The following is a 16009-nucleotide window of genomic DNA, read 5'->3' as shown; positions in this document are numbered from 1 at the left end:
GATCAACTATCGCGGGTGCCCCCACATTTCGGCCAGCGGTCGGACGCGCGTCGCCGGGCCGATGTGGGCGGCGGCCGCGGGGTACGTACGCTGGCGCGATGAACGACACCCTGGCCCCGCTCGCCGCCCGCCTCGCCGCGCTCCCGCCGTCCTGCGGTCCGGTGCGGCTGATCGGGGTGGACGGGCACGCGGGGTCGGGGAAGAGCACCTTCGCCCGGCGGCTGGCCGCGGCGCTGGGCGGCGCGCCGGTCGTCCGCACCGACGACCTGGCCTGCCACGCCTGGCTCTTCGGCTGGGCGGAGCGGTTCCGGGAGCAGGTGCTGGCGCCGCTGTCCCGGGGCGAGCGGGCGCGGTACGAGGTGTACGACTGGGTGCGCCGGGAGTACGGCGAGGTGCGGGAGGTGGCGCCGGAGCCGGTGGTGCTGGTGGAGGGCGTGGGGGTCGGGCGCCGGGCGGTGCGGCCGCAGCTGGCCTGTCTGTTGTGGATGGAGCTGGCGGACGAGCCGTCCTGGGAGCGGGGGCGGCTCCGGGACGGACCGGCTCTCACCGAGTTCTGGGATGGCTGGATCCCGGCGGAGCGGACGCACTTCGCGGGAGATCCGTCACGTCCGTACGCCGACCTTCTGGTGCGGCAGGGAGCGGTGGGGTACGAGGTGTCCGCGGGGCCCGGTTCGGCGACCTGAAGGAACGTCACCTTTACGCTGTGTCACCGGACTTGGGGGCGGCGCGGGTGCCGGGTGGTGAGGACCCGCCGACTGTCCAACTCGGCTTGACCTGGGGGGCGTACAGGACTTACGTTCTCATTGTGCGGCTCACGGAGTCGCCCGCAGACGCGAAGCCCCCGGTTGTTCCCCCGTGATCGGGGGCTTCGTTCTGCCCTGACACCCCCATTCGCCGCTTCGGCGCCTCTCTTCCCCTCACCGTGGGTCACCGCCCCGTTCGCGCCGTGTGCGCCCCTCTCTGCCCCCTTCCGCGCATCCCCTGTCGCCCCCTACGGCCTGCGGCGACACCCCGGGTACCATGCGAGTCGGTGCCACGGCAGGGGCGTGCGAGGGGCCGGTGACGGCTGCGGGGCGGCGGCAACTCCCGTACGGCGTACGGTGCTTCGGCGACGGCGTGGCAGCCGGTCGGCGGGACACCGGGGCACGTTCTGTGGGGGATGCGATGGACTTGGGTACACCGGGCGCGCCGCCCGCCCCGGCCGAACTCGCCTGGCTGCGCGCGGTCGACGCGTACACCGTCGGCGCGTATCCGCAGGCCGAGGAGGAGTTCCGGGCCGCGGTACGGATGGATCCGACGATGGCCGACGCCTGGCTCGGTCTGCACGCGCTGCGCGCCGACACCTCGACCGCCCTGCTGCGGATGCACCGCCACCGCGACCGCTTCGGCGAACAGCGCACCCGCCACCGACGCCCCCTCAACTCCTGGTACTGGCTGGGCTGGTGGGTGCAGCCGGTGTTGGAGAGCCGCCGCGATCTGCTGCTCGCGCACGCCTCGCACTGGCTCGACGGCCGCCATGTCGCGGAGTTGGACCAGGCGCTGGCCGGGTGCCCGCCGGTCGAGGCCGATCCGCAGGTCCGCTTCCTGCACGCCTGCCGCGCCTATCTCGTCAAGGACTGGGAGCAGCTCGTCCGCCACACCGAACCGCTGCTGGACGATCCGGTGCTGGGCATCGAGGCGGGGCTGTTCGGCGGGATGGCGCGGGTGCGGCTGGAGATGTACGGGCAGGCGGCGCCGCTGCTGTCGGCCGCGCTGATGCGGTGCCGCAGCGAGCAGCCGCAGCGCAAGGAGCTGCGGTACTGGCTCGCCCGCGCCCACGAGGGCACCGGCCGCAGCGCCGCCGCGCTCCCCCTGTACCGCGCGGTGCACCGCGTCGACCGGTCGTTCATGGACACCGCGGCGCGGCTGGCCACCATCACCCAGGCCGACGGGTTGGAGGAGGGCGGCGATCTCGCGACCGTGCCCGCCGCGGGTCAGGAGGCCGGGCGGGACCCCGATCCGCTCGCCCCGCTCGACGCCGTCGACGGCTGGGAGACGGGCGCCGGTGAGGCGGGCTTCCCGGAGGCGGCGGGTGCGGTGCCCGATGCGGCGTCCGCTGCCCGGCGCAAGGCGGCGGTGCCCGGGCAGCGGGCCGCCGGGCGGGCGGCCGGGCCCGCCGACCCCGTGCTGCTGGAGCAGGCGCTGGCGGAGCTGGAGCGGATGGTCGGCATGGAGCCGGTGAAGCGGCAGGTGCGGGCGCTCTCCGCGCAGCTGCGGATGGCCGGGTTGCGGGCCGGGCAGGGGCTGCCGGTGCAGCCGCCCAAGCGGCACTTCGTCTTCTCCGGCCCGTCCGGCACCGGCAAGACGACGGTGGCCCGCATCCTCGGCCGGGTCTTCTACGCGCTGGGGCTGCTGGGCGGCGACCATCTGGTGGAGGCGCAACGCGCCGATCTGGTCGGCGAGTTCCTCGGCCAGACCGCCGTCAAGGCCAACGATCTGATCGACTCGGCGCTCGGCGGCGTCCTCTTCGTCGACGAGGCGTACAGCCTCTCCAACACCGGCTACAGCAAGGGCGACGCCTACGGCGACGAGGCGTTGCAGGTGCTGCTCAAGCGGGCCGAGGACAACCGCGACCGGCTCGTCGTCATCCTGGCCGGTTATCCCGAGGGCATGGACCGGCTGCTGGCGACCAACCCGGGGCTGTCGTCGCGGTTCACCAGCCGGGTCGACTTCCCCAGCTACCGGCCGGGCGAGCTGACCGCGATCGGCGAGGTGCTGGCCGAGGAGAACGGCGACCGCTGGGACGACGAGGCCCGCGACGAGCTGCGCAGCATCAGCGGCCACGTCGTCGACCAGGGCTGGATCGACGAACTGGGCAACGGCCGCTTCCTGCGCACCCTGTACGAGAAGAGCTGCGCCTACCGCGATCTGCGGCTCTCCACCTGGCGCGGCACCCCGGGCCGCGAGGACCTCGCCACCCTCCGGCTGCCCGATCTGATCCAGGCGTACGGCGAGGTGCGCTCGGGGCGCGGCCCGGACGCGGCGGGGCCCGCCCCGCTCTGAACCGCGCGGTGCGCGGCGGCGGGACGGGCCCCTGGGCCGGTCGGGTCAGCCGGTCGGATCAGCCGGTCAGCGCGCGGTCCCCGTCGGGGAGCCCGGCGCCCCCGGCCACCTCGGCGCCGGTGGCGTCCGGGACGGCGGCCGGAACGGGCGCGGCCGTGTCGCGGGCGCCGTGCGAGGGCGACTCGGTGCGGTGCGCCGGGTCGTGGACCTCCCCGACCAGCATCTCCAGGACGTCCTCCAGTGCGACGAGGCCGAGCACCCGGCCGGTCGGACCGGCGACCGCGGCGAGGTGCGAGGCGGCCCGGCGCATCGCGGTCAGCGCGTCGTCCAGGGGGAGTTCGGCGCGGAGCGTCGTCATCGGGTGCCAGATCCGCTGCGGCACCGCCCGGTCCCGCTCCTCCAGGTCCAGGACGTCCTTGACGTGCAGATAGCCCATGTACGCGCCGCCCGGCGCGCAGACCGGGAAGCGGGAGTAGCCGGTGGCGACGGTCAGCTCCTCCACCTGGCGCGGGGTGACCGTCGCGTCGACCGTCACCAGCCGGGCCCGGTCGAGGAGGACGTCGGTGACCGGGCGGCTGCCCAGCTCCAGGGCGTCGGACAGCCGCTCCTGTTCGGCGGGGGCGAGCAGTCCGGCCTGTCCGGCGTCCTCGACGAGGTGGGTGAGCTGTTCGCTGGTGAAGACCGCCTCGACCTCGTCCTTCGGCTCGACGCGGAAGAGCCGCAGCACTCCCCTGGCGCAGGCGCCGAGCAGTGCGGTGACCGGGCGGCAGAGCCGGGCGAAGGCGACCAGGCCCGGGCTGAACCACAGCGCGGTCCGCTCGGGCGCCGCCATCGCCAGGTTCTTCGGCACCATCTCGCCGATGACGAGGTGGAGGAAGACCACCACGGCCAGCGCGATGGCGTAGCCGAGCGGATGGATCAGCGGGGCGGGCAGATGGACCGCGGCGAAGAGCGGTTCCAGCAGCCGGGCGACGGTCGGTTCGGCGACGGCGCCCAGGGTCAGCGAGCAGACGGTGATGCCGAACTGTGCGGCGGCCATCATCTGCGGCAGGTTCTCCAGCCCGTGCAGCACCTGCCGGGCCCGCTTGGAGCCCTCGGTGGCCAGCGGCTCGATCTGGCTGCGGCGCACGGAGACGAGGGCGAACTCGGCGCCGACGAAGAAGCCGTTGGCGAGGACGAGGAGAACGGCGAGGAGGAGTTGCGCGAAGGTCACCGGGCCGCCTCCGCCCCGGCGCCGACGGCCTCCCGGGCGACGCCCACGGGAGCCGTGCGGACGATCCTTATCCGCTCGGCGCGATGGTGCGCGACCAGCCGCACCCGCAGCCGCCAGCCGTCGAGTTCGGCGGTGTCGCCCGGGGCCGGGATCCGGCCGAGTATGTGGGCGACCAGCCCGGCGACCGTCTCGTACGGACCGTCGGGGGCCGCCAGGCCGATCCGCCGCAGCGTGTCGACGCGGCAGCCGCCGTCGGCGTCCCAGGTGGGGCGGCCGTCCTCGGCGGGTGCCTGGGCCAGCTCGGGCAGGTCCACCCCGTCGTGCTCGTCGCGGACCTCGCCGACCAGTTCCTCGATGATGTCCTCCAGGGTGACGACGCCCGCGGTGCCGCCGTACTCGTCGACGACGACGGCTATCGGCGCCTCGCTGCGCAGCCGCTCCAGCAGCGGGGCGACGGGGAGCGTCGCCGGTACCTGGAGCGGCGGCACGGCGATCCGTGCGGCGGGCGTACGCAGCCGGTCGTGCGCCGGGACGGCCAGCGCGTCCTTGAGGTGCACCATGCCGACGACCTCGTCGAGGCGGGCGCGGTAGACCGGGAAGCGGGACAGGCCCGTGGCGCGGGTGAGGTTGACGACGTCCTCGGCGGTCGCGGACGCCTGGAGGGCGCTGACCCGCACCCGGGGCGTCATGACGTTCTCCGCCGTCAGCTCGCCGAGCGCGAGGGTGCGGACGAAGAGGTCGGCGGTGTCCTGCTCGATGGCACCTGCCTGTGCGGAGTGCCGGGCGAGGGAGACCAGCTCGCCGGGGGTGCGGGCGGAGGCCAGTTCGTCGGTGGGCTCCACGCCGAGGGCGCGGACCAGGCGGTTGGCGACGGTGTTCAGCAGGGTGATCACCGGGCGGAAGAAGCGCGAGAAGGCGTTCTGCGGTCCGGCGACGAAGCGGGCCACCTGGAGCGGCTTGGAGACCGCCCAGTTCTTCGGCACCAGTTCGCCGACGACCATCTGGACGGCGGAGGCGAGGAGCATGCCGGTCACCACCGAGATGCCGGACACGGCGCCGCGGGGCAGCCCGGTCGCGGTCAGCGGCCCGTCGAGGACGGCGGCGAGCGCCGGTTCGGCGAGCATGCCGACGACGAGGGAGGTGATGGTGATGCCCAGCTGGGTGCCGGAGAGCTGGAAGGACAGCTCGCGCAGGGCGGCGACGACGGTGGCGGCGCGGCGGTCGCCGTCGTCGGCGGCCCGCTCGGCGTCGGCCTTCTCCACGGTGACGAGTCCGAACTCCGCGGCCACGAAGAAGCCGTTGGCCAGGATGAGGACGAGCGCTGCGGTGAGCAGCAGGAGGGGGCCGGTCATGCCGCCGCCTCCGTCGTATCCGGGGGGTCCAAGGGGGCGGCGCAGGTACTACAGGACGATCCGTCCATTGCTGGAGGGAGTCACTCCTCAGGTCGCAGTGGCCCCGGGCAGGGGCGGGCGCGGGAGCGCGCCGTGGGGAACAGGGTAAACAGGCGGGAGCCGGTTACGGCAGGGCCACCGGACGGCGGGTCAGGCCGTGGCGGAGGCGCCGGTGCCGTGGATTTCGGCGAGGTCGCGCAGGGCGCGGGCGTCGCGGATGGCCTGCTGGCGGGCGATGCCGGGCTGGATACCCATCGCGGGCAGGCTGGTGCCGTCGGCGAGGTCGAGGTGGACCCACGCGTCGCCCTGCCGGAGGTTGACGCGCAGCACCTGGGCCCAGGCCAGTTCGCGGCGGGTGGTGAGGTTGACGACGGTGACGCCCTCCTGCCGGGCGACCACCTTGGGGCGGGCGAGCAGCAGGAGGACGGCGAACACCAGCAGACCGGTGAAGACGAAGCTGATCCGCTCCCCGCCGGACAGCTTGGGCAGCGCCACACCGATCGCGGTGAGGGCCGCGAGCTGGGCGAGGCCGACGAGGTACAGGACGACCCGGGTGCGGGTCGGCCGGAAGGTCACCGGCAGGCTGGGCAGGGGCGCGGACACGTCGTGGGTCTTCCGTCGGAGGGGAGGGTGCGGGGGCTGCGGGCCGTCAGAGGCGGCAGGCGTGGATGCCGGTGGTGAGGATGGCGCGGGCGCCGAGGTCGTACAGCTCGTCCATGATGCGCTGGGCCTCCTTGGACGGGACCATCGAGCGGACCGCGACCCAGCCCTCGTGGTGCAGCGGGGAGACGGTCGGCGACTCCAGGCCCGGGGTGAGCGAGACGGCCTTCTCGACGTGCTCGACGCGGATGTCGTAGTCCATCATCACGTAACGGCGGGCGACGAGGACGCCCTGCATCCGGCGGAGGAACTGACGGACCTTCGGGTCGTCGGCGGGGGCGCCGGTGCGGCGGATGACGACCGCCTCGGAGGTGAGGATCGGCTCGCCGATGATCTCCAGTCCGGCGTTGCGCAGCGTGGTGCCGGTCTCGACGACGTCCGCGATGATCTGCGCGACGCCCAGCTGGATGGCGGTCTCGACGGCGCCGTCGAGGTGGACGACGTCGGCGTCCACGCCGTTGTCCGCGAGGTGCTTCTTGACCAGACCGGAGAAGGAGGTGGCGACGGTCATGCCGCCGAACTCCTTGACGTCGGTGGCGGTGCCCGGGCGGGTCGCGTACCGGAAGGTGGAACCGGCGAAGCCGAGCTGGAGGATCTCCTCGGCCTGCGAGCCGGAGTCCAGCAGCAGGTCGCGGCCGGTGATGCCGATGTCGAGCTTGCCGGAGCCGACGTAGACGGCGATGTCGCGGGGGCGCAGGAAGAAGAACTCGACCTCGTTCTGCGCGTCGACGAGGACCAGTTCCCGGCGGTCCTTGCGCTGGCGGTACCCGGCCTCATGGAGCATCGCCGACGCAGGCTCGGACAGTGAACCCTTGTTGGGGACAGCGATGCGCAGCATGAGGTGCTCTTCTTCCTTCGGTGGGTGAGGTGTGACGGGGTGAGCGGGGCTCAGAGGTGGGCGTAGACGTCGTCGAGGGAGATGCCCTTGGCGATCATCATCACCTGGAGGTGGTAGAGGAGCTGGGAGATCTCCTCGGCGGCGGCGTCGTCGGATTCGTGCTCCGCGGCCATCCACACCTCGGCGGCCTCTTCGACGACCTTCTTGCCGATCGTATGGACACCGGACTGCACCAGCTCGGCGGTACGGGAGGTCACGGGGTCGCCGGTGGCGGCCTTCTGCTGGAGCTCGGCGAAGAGCTCCTCGAACGTCTTCTTGGACATGGTGCTCCATACCCTAGCGGGCAATGTCGCTGCGGCGCGCAGCGCCTCGGGTGAAGGGTGGTGGCGGGCGACGGGCGGGGGCGCAGCGCCTCGGGTGAAGGGTGGTGGTGGGCGACGGGCGGGGGCGCAGCGCCTCGGGTGAAGGGTGGTGGTGGGCGACGGGTGGGCGCGTTCCCGTCAGCGCCAGGGTTCGGAGACCGTGCGGAGGGTGGCGGCGGTGGCGACGGCGGCGGTGACCGCCTCGTGGCCCTTGTCCTCGGTGGAGCCGGCCAGACCGGCGCGGTCCAGGGCCTGCTGATCGGTGTCGCAGGTCAGCACGCCGAAGCCGATGGGGACGCCGGTGTCGACGGCGACCTGGGTCAGGCCCTGGGTGACGCCCTGGCAGACGTAGTCGAAGTGCGGGGTGCCGCCGCGGATGACGACGCCGAGCGCGACGACCGCGTCGTAGCCGCGTCCGGCGAGGACCTTCGCGACGACCGGCAGCTCGAAGGCGCCGGGGACCCGCAGCAGGGTCGGCTCGTCGATGCCGAGGTCGGTCAGGGCGCGCAGGGCGCCGCTCACCAGGCCGTCCATCACCTGCTCGTGCCACTGCGCGGCGATCACGGCGACCCGCAGGTCCCGGCAGTTCTTCACGGTCAGTTCGGGTGCGCCCTTGCCGCTCACGGTTCTCCTCGTACTGGTGGTGGTGTCGTCGGGGACGGTCGGGAGGTGCGTTACCGCTGGTCCTGGTGGTCGAGCCAGGGCAGGTCGTGGCCCATGCGGTCGCGCTTGGTGCGCAGATAGCGGAGGTTGTGCTCCCCCGCCTGGACGGGCATCGGCTCACGTCCGGCGACGGTGAGGCCGTGGCGCGCCAGGGCGGTGGTCTTGTCGGGGTTGTTGGTCAGCAGCCGGACCGAGCGGACGCCGAGGTCCTGGAGCATCTGGGCGCCCGCCGCGTAGTCGCGGGAGTCGGCGGGCAGGCCCAGTTCGAGGTTGGCGTCGAGGGTGTCGCGGCCGCGCTCCTGGAGTTCGTAGGCGCGCAGCTTGGAGAGCAGGCCGATGCCGCGTCCCTCGTGGCCGCGGAGGTAGATGACGACGCCGCGCCCGGCGGCGCTGATCCGCGCCAGCGACGCCTGGAGCTGCGGGCCGCAGTCACAGCGCAGCGAGTGGAAGACGTCGCCGGTCAGGCACTCGGAGTGGACGCGGACCAGGACGTCCTCGCCGTCGCCCAGCTCCCCGGCGACCAGCGCGATGTGCTCGACGCCGTCGACGGTGGAGCGGTAGCCGTACGCGGTGAAGTCGCCGTGCGCGGTGGGCAGCCGGGTGGTGGCCTCGCGGCGGACGGTGGGGGTGGAGCGGCGGCGGTAGGCGATCAGGTCCTCGATGGAGATGATCGCGAGGCCGTGCCTGCGGGCGAACGGCACCAGCTCGGGCAGGCGCAGCATGGTGCCGTCCTCCCCGGCGATCTCCACGATGGCGGCGGCCGGGCGGAGTCCGGCGAGGCGGGCGAGGTCGACCCCGGCCTCGGTGTGGCCGCTGCGGACGAGGACGCCGCCGGGGCGGGCGCGCAGCGGGAAGATGTGGCCGGGGCGGACGAAGTCGCCGGGCTGCGATGCGCCGGAGGCGAGCAGCCGCAGGGTGGTGGCGCGGTCGGCGGCGGAGATGCCGGTGCTCACGCCGTGGGCGCCGGTGGCGTCGACGGAGACGGTGAAGGCGGTCCGCATCGACTCGGTGTTGTGCTCGACCATCTGCGGCAGCGCGAGGCGGTCGAGTGCGTCGCCCTCCATGGGCGCGCAGATCAGACCGCGGCACTCGCTCATCATGAACGCGACGATCTCGGGCGTGGCCTTCTCCGCGGCGAGGACCAGATCGCCCTCGTTCTCCCGGTCCTCGTCGTCGACGACCACGACGGGGCGTCCGGCGGCGATGTCGGCAACGGCCCGCTCGACGGGGTCGAGGGTGAGGTCCGCGGCGTCGTCCGCCGCCCCGGGCTCGTACCAGCTCTGCAGTGCGGTCATGCCGCGGCTCCTTCCAGGGCGGTGGCGGCGCCGGTGCGCGAGCGCAGCCACCAGTCGCGCAGGCCCCACATGACGAGCGCGAAGTAGACGACGTAGACGAGGCCGGAGAAGGCGAGGCCGCTGCCGAAGGCGAGCGGGACGCCCACCAGGTCGACCAGGAGCCAGGCGAACCAGAACTCGACGAGCCCGCGGGCCTGGGCGACCATCGCGGCGAGCGTGCCGACGAAGATGTACGCGTCCGGCCAGGGGTTCCAGGACAGCTGCGGGACGAGGGCGAAGAGGCCGCCGACGGCGGCGGTACCGGCGGCGGTACCGGCCAGCAGCACTCCGCGCTCGCGCCAGCTGGCGAAGCGGACGGCGATGGAGCCGTCCTGCGCCTGGCGGCGGCCGCGGCGCCAGGACCGCCAGCCCCACAGGGCGACGACGATGACCAGCAGCTGCTTGCCGACGCCGCCGCTGAGGTGGGCGGAGGCGTAGGCGGCGACGAGGATGACGCCGGAGAGGAACTGCGCGGGCCAGGTCCAGATGGAGCGGCGCCAGCCGAGGGCGAGGGCGGCGAGACCGATGGTGTTGCCGATCATGTCGGACCAGATGACGTGCTGTCCGAAGAGGGTGAACGCCTCGCCGTTGAGCCAGGTCACCGCGGTCACCGGACGGCTCCTTCGGGTGTGGTGCCGCCCTGCCCGAGCAGCCGCTCGACGTACTTGGCGAGGACGTCGACCTCCAGGTTGACCGGGTCGCCGACCTGCTTGATGCCGAGGGTGGTCAGGGCGAGGGTGGTGGGGATGAGGCTGATGGTGAAGTGGTCGTCGGCGGCGTCGACGACGGTGAGGCTGACCCCGTCGACGGTGATCGAGCCCTTCTCGACGACGTAGCGCGCCAGCTGCGGCGGCAGGGCGATCTTCACGATCTCCCAGTGTTCGCCGGGGATCCGCTCGGTGATCGTGCCGGTGCCGTCGACATGCCCCTGGACGAGGTGGCCGCCGAGGCGTCCGCCGAGGGCCGTCGGGCGCTCCAGGTTGACCCGGGAGCCGGTGGTCAGCGCGCCGAGGCTGGAGCGCTGGAGCGTCTCGGCCATCACATCCGCGGTGAACTCGCCGTCCGCGGTGTCCACGACCGTGAGACAGACGCCGTTGACGGCGATCGAGTCGCCGTGCCGGGCGCCGTCGGTGACGACGGGGCCGCGCAGCCGGAAGCGGGAGGAGTCGCCGAGGTTCTCGACGGCGGTGACCTCACCCAGTTCTTCGACGATTCCGGTGAACACGTCAGATCTCCTCGTGCGGGGTGTGGCGGACGGGGGTGGCGGTGATCCGCAGATCGGGGCCGAGGCGCACGGTCTCGCTCATGTCGAGGCGCAACGCATCGGTGAGGGTGGTGATTCCGGCGTCGCCGACGGCGGCGGGCCCGGCGCCGAGCAGGACCGGCGCGAGGTAGGCGACGACCTTGTCGACGGCGCCCGCGGCGAGGAACGCCCCGGCGAGCGTCGGCCCGCCCTCCAGCAGGACGGAGCGGACGTCGCGGGCGTACAGCTCGTGGAGCAGGGCGGTGATGCGCAGTCCGCGGCCGGTGGCGGCGCGGGGCAGCCGTACCAGGGGCGCGAGCCCTTCGAGGTGGGCGGCGTCGGCGTCCTCGGCGACGGCGATCAGGGTGGGCGCGGTGCCGTCCAGGACCCGGGCGCCGGGCTTGACCGCCGTGGCGCCGGAGTCGACGACGACCCGCAGCGGCTGGGTGACCTCGTCATCGGTGAGGCCGGTGACGCGGGCGCCGAGCTGCGGGTCGTCGGCGCGGGCGGTGCCGGAGCCGACGACGACGGCGTCCGCCTGGGCGCGCAGCCGGTGGACGTCGGCGCGGGACTCGGCCGAGGAGATCCAGCGGCTGGTGCCGTCGGCGGCGGCGATCCGGCCGTCGAGGGTGGCGGCGTACTTCCACAGGACGAAGGGGCGGCGGAGCCGGACGGAGGTCAGCCACGCCTCGTTGACGGCGGTGGCCTCGTCGGCGAGGAGCCCGGCCGCGACGTCGACCCCGGCGGCCGTGAGGGTGGCGGCGCCGCCGGTCGCGGTGGGGTTGGGGTCGGGGACGGCGTAGACGACGCGGGCCACCCCGGCGTCGATGAGGGCGCGGGCGCAGGGTCCGGTGCGGCCGGAGTGGTTGCAGGGCTCCAGCGTGACGAGCGCGGTGCCGCCGCGGGCCCGCTCACCGGCTTGCGCCAGGGCGTGGATCTCGGCGTGCGGGCCACCGGCGCGCCGGTGCCAACCTTCGCCCGCGGTACGGCCTTCGGCATCGAGGATGACGCAGCCGACGACGGGGTTGGGGCTGGTGTGCCCGAGCCCGTGGGCGGCGAGTGCGATGGCGCGGCGCATCGCCGCGGTCTCGACGGGGGCTTGAGTGGCCACCGGGTCCTCCTGCCTCTTCGGGCACGGACTCCGGGGCTGCCTGGACGGCAGAAGCGGAAACGAACGACGGCGGACCCGCCGTGGAAAAAGGGAAAGCCCGCCCGGAAAACGCACCGGACGCACCACCTGCGGCGGTCACCGAAGCTCGCCCGCCGCGCACTGCCTCCCATCCGGACTTTCACCGTCGGTGCAGGAATTTCACCTGCTCAACCGGCCGCTGGCTGCGGACGGGTCGCGGACTGTTACCGCCGGTTCGGAATTACACCGACCCCGGAGTGCGCTGCTGCTTGTTTCAGTACAGGGCCAGTGTGCCACGGCTGATCGTCGGCCATGCGGGCGAACCCTGTGGGGTGCCTCACAGGCTTCGGGGGCCACCGGTTTCCGGGGCGTGCCGGGCCTGGAATGGATGTCACACCTACGACGGACCCGCCGTGGGTACGGCGCTCCTCACCCTTACGACCTCAAGGAATGATCCGCGATGGCGACTCTTCTGGTGACCGGCGGTACGGGCACGCTCGGCCGGGCCGTCGTCGGCCGACTGCTCGACGCCGGTCACGACGTCCGCTCGCTGAGCCGGCGGCTCCCCGCCGGACCGACCGCCCCCGGGCTCCATCCGTACGCGGTGGACCTGCGTGACGGTGTCGGGCTGGCGGAGGCGGTGGCGGGGGTGGACACGGTGGTGCACTGCGCGTCGGCCCCGGCGGGCGGGGACGAGGAGGCGGCGGACCATCTGCTGGCCGCGGCGGAGGGCGCCGGGGTGAAGCATCTGGTCTACATCTCGATCGTCGGGGTGGGCGGCATCCCGCTCGGCTACTACCGCACCAAGCGGGTGGTGGAGCGGATGGTCGAGCAGTACCGGCCCGGCTGGACGGTCCTGCGGACGACGCAGTTCCACGATCTGGTGCTCCGGGTGGTGAAGGCGGGCGCCCGCTCCCCGCTGCTGCCGTACCCGTCGGGGGTGCGCGTCCAGCCGATCGAGGTGCGCGAAGTGGCGGCGCGGCTGGCCGGGTTGGCGCTCGGCGACCCCGCCGGGCGGGCCACCGACATGGGCGGCCCGCAGATCCTCGACGCCCGGGACCTGGTCCGGCTCACCCTGCGGTACGGCGGCCGACGCCGCCTCGCGGTCCCGCTGTGGCTCCCGGGCCGCACGATGGCGGGCTTCCGCGCGGGCGAGAACCTGGCCCCGGGCCATGCGGTCGGGGTCCGGACGTACGAGGAGTTCCTGAAGGAGCGGGCGGGGTGGCGGGTGTGAGGGCGGACGGGGCCGGGGCCTGCGGGGACGGGCCGGGTGGGGTCAGTGGTGCGGTTCGGCGGGGCCCGGGAAGAGGGTGTTCTGGGCGGCGTCCCGCGCCGTGAGGACGGCGCCGCGCAGCACACCGCGGCCGCCCACCGTCCCGGCCCGTACCTCGGTGGCGAGCGGGGAGACCCGGGCGAGCTGCGCGGCGACCCGCCGGGCGAATTCCGGCCCCCCGGCCTGGCCGACCTCGCCGCCCAGCACCACACAGCCGGGGTCCAGGACGGCGCTCACCGCGGCCACCCCGAGGGCGACCCGGGCGGCGAGGTCGTCGAGGAACGCGGCGCCGCCGGGCCGTTCGACGGCGGCGCGCATCAGGGCCTCGGCGGCGGTGACGTAGGCATCGGGGCCGTCGGCCCCGGGGGCGGCGGCCGGGGGGTGTGCCCCGGTGTCGGGTGTGCGGACCGGCGCCGGGTCCGGCGGTTCGATGCCGTACTCCGCGGCCAGGCGGACCACCGCCCTCGATCCGGCGAGGGAGTGGAAACCGCCGGTGCAGCCGTGTGCGGAGGGCAGGCCGCCGGTGCCGGGGACGGGCAGGAAGCCGATCTCGCCGGTGCCTCCGGAGGCGCCGCGGCGCAGGCGGCCGTCGAGGACCACGGCGGCGCCGGTGCCCTGCCCCAGCCACAGCAGGACGAAGGTGTCCCGCGCGCGGGCCGCGCCGTCGCGCGCCTCGGCCACGGCGGCGAGGTTGACCTCGTTCTCCAGCAGGACCGGCGCCCCGGACTCCTCCAGCGCGGTCACCACCGCGTGGTGCCAGCGGGGGACCCAGTCCGTGCCGCCGATACGGCCGCTCTCCGGGTCGATCAGGCCGGGCGCGCCGACGGCGACGGTGTGCGGCTCGGTGGCGCCCGCGGCGGTCAGCGCCTCGTCGATCGCGCGGCGGGTGGCCCGGACGGCGTGCAACGGCGGGGTGTGCTCCGCGAGAGGGACGGTGCGCTCGGCACGGATCTCGCCGAGCAGATCGGCCACGGCGATGCTGACGCCGTGGTCGCGCAGGTCGAGGGCGAGGAGATGGGCGCGGTCGGCGACGATGCCGAAGAGCCGGGCGTTGGGGCCGCGCCGCTGGGCGCCGCTCTCCCCGACGACGGCGATCAGACCGGCGGCCCGGAGCCGTTCGACGAGGTCGGCGACGGTCGGGCGGGAGAGTCCGGTCAGCTCCCTGAGCCGGGTCGCCGTCAACGGGCCCTCGTCCTGGAGAAGTTGCAGGGCGAGACGGTCGTTGATCCGCCGTGCGGTGGTGGGAGAGGCGGTCCGGCCGACGGCCTCGCTGCGCGGTGCATGCATGGCCGGGATCCTTCCAGACCCCGTCAACCCGGCGAACGGCCTGTGGACAACTCGCCGTTGGTTGACGGCCGTACCGCCGGGGCGCCGCACGGGCGGCCGGGCCGGGGTCCGCGGTGGGTGTTCCGGCGGCGCTCCACGGGCGGTGGCGCGGCCCCGCGTAGCTGCCCAACAGCCGGTGTTCGCGGCGCTCTTATTAACAGGCAGGGTTCCTGATAGTTTGCGCGCCATGGTCGGCAACGGTGCCCGCAACGACGTCCCTCCACCGGCCGCGGCACTCCGCCGCGCCCGGTGGGCCATCTCTCTGGTCTTTCTCGTACACGGCTCGGTGACCGGCAGCTTCGCCACCCGGGTGCCCTGGATCCAGGAGCACACCGGTATCGGCGCGGGGCAGCTCGGCCTCGCGCTGGCCTTCCCCGCGATCGGCGCCTCGTTGGCGATGCCGCTCGCCGGACGGATCAGCCACCGCTTCGGCGCCCGTACGGCGCTGCGCGGTCTGCTCGCCCTGTGGACCCTCTCGCTGATCCTCCCGGCCCTCTCCCCCGGTCTGTACGCGCTCTGCCCGGCGCTGCTGGTCTACGGCGCGAGCGCGGGCACGTCGGATGTGGCGATGAACGCGCTGGGGGTGGAGACGGAGGACCGGTTGGGGCGGCCGATCATGTCGGGGCTGCACGGCATGTGGAGCGTGGGCGCGCTGCTCGGCTCGGCGGCGGGCACGGTGGCCGCGCACGCCGGTACGGACGCCCGGCTGCACCTGGGCGTCACGGCTCTCGTCCTGACCCTGGTGGGCGCGGTGGCGTGCGGCGGGGTGCTGGATCTGCGGGGTGCGGCCGATGCGCCCGCGCCGCCGCGCTTCGCGCTGCCGCCGAAGTCGGCGCTGGTCATCGGGGCCGTCGGGTTCTGCGCGGTGTTCGCCGAGGGCGCCAGTCTGGACTGGTCCGCGGTCTATCTGCGGGACGTCCTGGGGACGGGCGCGGGCCCGGCGGCCGCCTCCACCACGGCGTTCGCCTGCACGATGGCCGCGGCGCGGCTGGCGGGCGACCGGGTGGTGGCCCGCTTCGGCCCGGTGCGGACCGTGCGGTGCGGCGGGGTCCTCGCGACGGCGGGCGGTCTGCTGGTGGTGGCCGCCCGTCACCCGGTGGTGGCGATGGCGGGGTTCGCGCTGGTCGGGATGGGGATCGCGGTGGTGGTGCCGCTGGCGTTCGCGGCCGCGGGCCGCAGCGGTCCGGCCCCCAGTCAGGCCATCGCCGGTGTCGCGACGATCACCTATGCCTCGGGGCTGATCGCACCGTCCACCATCGGCGGCATCGCTCAGGCAACCTCCCTGACGATTTCGTTCGCCCTGGTGACGGCGCTGGCCGTCGGGTTGATCGCGGGCGCCCGGGTGCTGCGCCTCCCGCCCCTTCCGGCACCGGCGGCGACGGCGGAGGCGCACACCGCGGCGCAGCCCCCGGCCGCGACCGGGAACCCGCCCGCGGCGGAGGCGCCGCCCCGTCCGTGACACGGCCGAGGGCCGCCCGCGGCGGGACGGCCCTCGGCACCGGCGTCCGGCCCGGCCGGATCAGGCCCGGTCCGGG

15 protein-coding genes and 1 riboswitch are annotated in these 16009 nt (G+C 74.3%); of the genes, 4 read left to right on the top strand and 11 right to left on the bottom strand.

Annotation, left to right across the window (positions count from 1 at the left end; genetic code table 11):
* Nucleotides 1-98: 98 nt before the first annotated feature.
* Both IF23_RS0101050 and IF23_RS0101045 read left to right on the top strand, forming a co-directional pair.
* Entirely contained in the window at nt 99-683 is a 585-nt protein-coding gene (locus IF23_RS0101050; protein WP_030278691.1) for a nucleoside/nucleotide kinase family protein, read from the top strand.
* Between the two features lie 481 nt (nt 684-1164).
* Nucleotides 1165-3042, top strand: coding sequence for an AAA family ATPase (locus IF23_RS0101045; RefSeq protein WP_030278689.1), 1878 nt, complete (start codon nt 1165-1167; stop codon nt 3040-3042).
* 58 nt (nt 3043-3100) lie between these two features.
* Here IF23_RS0101045 and IF23_RS0101040 read toward each other — a convergent pair whose 3' ends face one another.
* From IF23_RS0101040 to ribD, 10 genes are all read right to left on the bottom strand, one after another.
* The gene (locus IF23_RS0101040) at nt 3101-4255 is read right to left on the bottom strand and encodes a hemolysin family protein (protein ID WP_078653708.1); all 1155 of its coding nucleotides are present in this window, start codon (nt 4253-4255) and stop codon (nt 3101-3103) included.
* Complete coding sequence (locus IF23_RS0101035) at nt 4252-5607, bottom strand: hemolysin family protein (protein WP_030278686.1); 1356 nt, start codon at nt 5605-5607, stop codon at nt 4252-4254. The genes IF23_RS0101040 and IF23_RS0101035 overlap by 4 nt, the downstream gene beginning before the upstream one ends.
* Nucleotides 5608-5796: 189 nt before the next feature.
* Nucleotides 5797-6249 (bottom strand): PH domain-containing protein, encoded by a 453-nt coding sequence (locus IF23_RS0101030; protein WP_030278684.1) that lies wholly within the window; start codon nt 6247-6249, stop codon nt 5797-5799.
* Nucleotides 6250-6295: 46 nt separating this feature from the next.
* On the bottom strand, nt 6296-7144 hold the full coding sequence (hisG, locus tag IF23_RS0101025) for an ATP phosphoribosyltransferase (protein ID WP_030278682.1): 849 nt from the start codon (nt 7142-7144) through the stop codon (nt 6296-6298).
* A gap of 50 nt (nt 7145-7194) precedes the next feature.
* Nucleotides 7195-7467, bottom strand: coding sequence for a phosphoribosyl-ATP diphosphatase (locus IF23_RS0101020; protein ID WP_030278680.1), 273 nt, complete (start codon nt 7465-7467; stop codon nt 7195-7197).
* A 177-nt stretch (nt 7468-7644) separates the two neighbouring features.
* Nucleotides 7645-8130 carry a 6,7-dimethyl-8-ribityllumazine synthase gene (ribH, locus tag IF23_RS0101015; protein WP_030278678.1) on the bottom strand — a complete coding sequence of 162 codons (486 nt, stop codon included), beginning with the start codon at nt 8128-8130 and terminating at the stop codon, nt 7645-7647.
* A 50-nt stretch (nt 8131-8180) separates the two neighbouring features.
* Entirely contained in the window at nt 8181-9464 is a 1284-nt protein-coding gene (locus IF23_RS0101010) for a bifunctional 3,4-dihydroxy-2-butanone-4-phosphate synthase/GTP cyclohydrolase II (protein ID WP_030278676.1), read from the bottom strand.
* Nucleotides 9461-10114: a nicotinamide mononucleotide transporter family protein gene (locus tag IF23_RS0101005; RefSeq protein WP_030278674.1), complete on the bottom strand. Its 654-nt coding sequence runs from the start codon at nt 10112-10114 to the stop codon at nt 9461-9463. Before IF23_RS0101005 ends, IF23_RS0101010 begins: the two co-directional genes overlap by 4 nt.
* On the bottom strand, nt 10111-10728 hold the full coding sequence (locus IF23_RS0101000) for a riboflavin synthase (protein ID WP_030278672.1): 618 nt from the start codon (nt 10726-10728) through the stop codon (nt 10111-10113). The genes IF23_RS0101005 and IF23_RS0101000 overlap by 4 nt, the downstream gene beginning before the upstream one ends.
* 1 nt (nt 10729) lies before the next feature.
* Entirely contained in the window at nt 10730-11824 is a 1095-nt protein-coding gene (gene ribD, locus IF23_RS0100995; protein WP_037677031.1) for a bifunctional diaminohydroxyphosphoribosylaminopyrimidine deaminase/5-amino-6-(5-phosphoribosylamino)uracil reductase RibD, read from the bottom strand.
* Nucleotides 11825-12009: 185 nt separating this feature from the next.
* Nucleotides 12010-12140: riboswitch (FMN riboswitch) on the bottom strand.
* Between the two features lie 195 nt (nt 12141-12335).
* On the opposite strand from ribD, the gene IF23_RS0100990 reads away from it, so the two are divergent.
* Nucleotides 12336-13109: an SDR family oxidoreductase gene (locus IF23_RS0100990; RefSeq protein ID WP_030278667.1), complete on the top strand. Its 774-nt coding sequence runs from the start codon at nt 12336-12338 to the stop codon at nt 13107-13109.
* Nucleotides 13110-13151: 42 nt separating this feature from the next.
* Here IF23_RS0100990 and IF23_RS0100985 read toward each other — a convergent pair whose 3' ends face one another.
* Nucleotides 13152-14435 carry an ROK family transcriptional regulator gene (locus tag IF23_RS0100985; protein WP_030278666.1) on the bottom strand — a complete coding sequence of 428 codons (1284 nt, stop codon included), beginning with the start codon at nt 14433-14435 and terminating at the stop codon, nt 13152-13154.
* Between the two features lie 226 nt (nt 14436-14661).
* On the opposite strand from IF23_RS0100985, the gene IF23_RS0100980 reads away from it, so the two are divergent.
* Complete coding sequence (locus tag IF23_RS0100980) at nt 14662-15933, top strand: MFS transporter (protein WP_030278664.1); 1272 nt, start codon at nt 14662-14664, stop codon at nt 15931-15933.
* The last annotated feature ends 76 nt before the right edge of the window (nt 15934-16009 follow it).

Origin of the sequence: Streptomyces catenulae (assembly GCF_000718015.1) — a bacterium.
In the GTDB taxonomy this organism is placed as follows: Bacteria; Actinomycetota; Actinomycetes; order Streptomycetales; family Streptomycetaceae; genus Streptomyces; species Streptomyces catenulae.
Note: the sequence above shows the minus strand (reverse complement) of the source record. Positions and strands in the feature narration are given on the sequence as shown.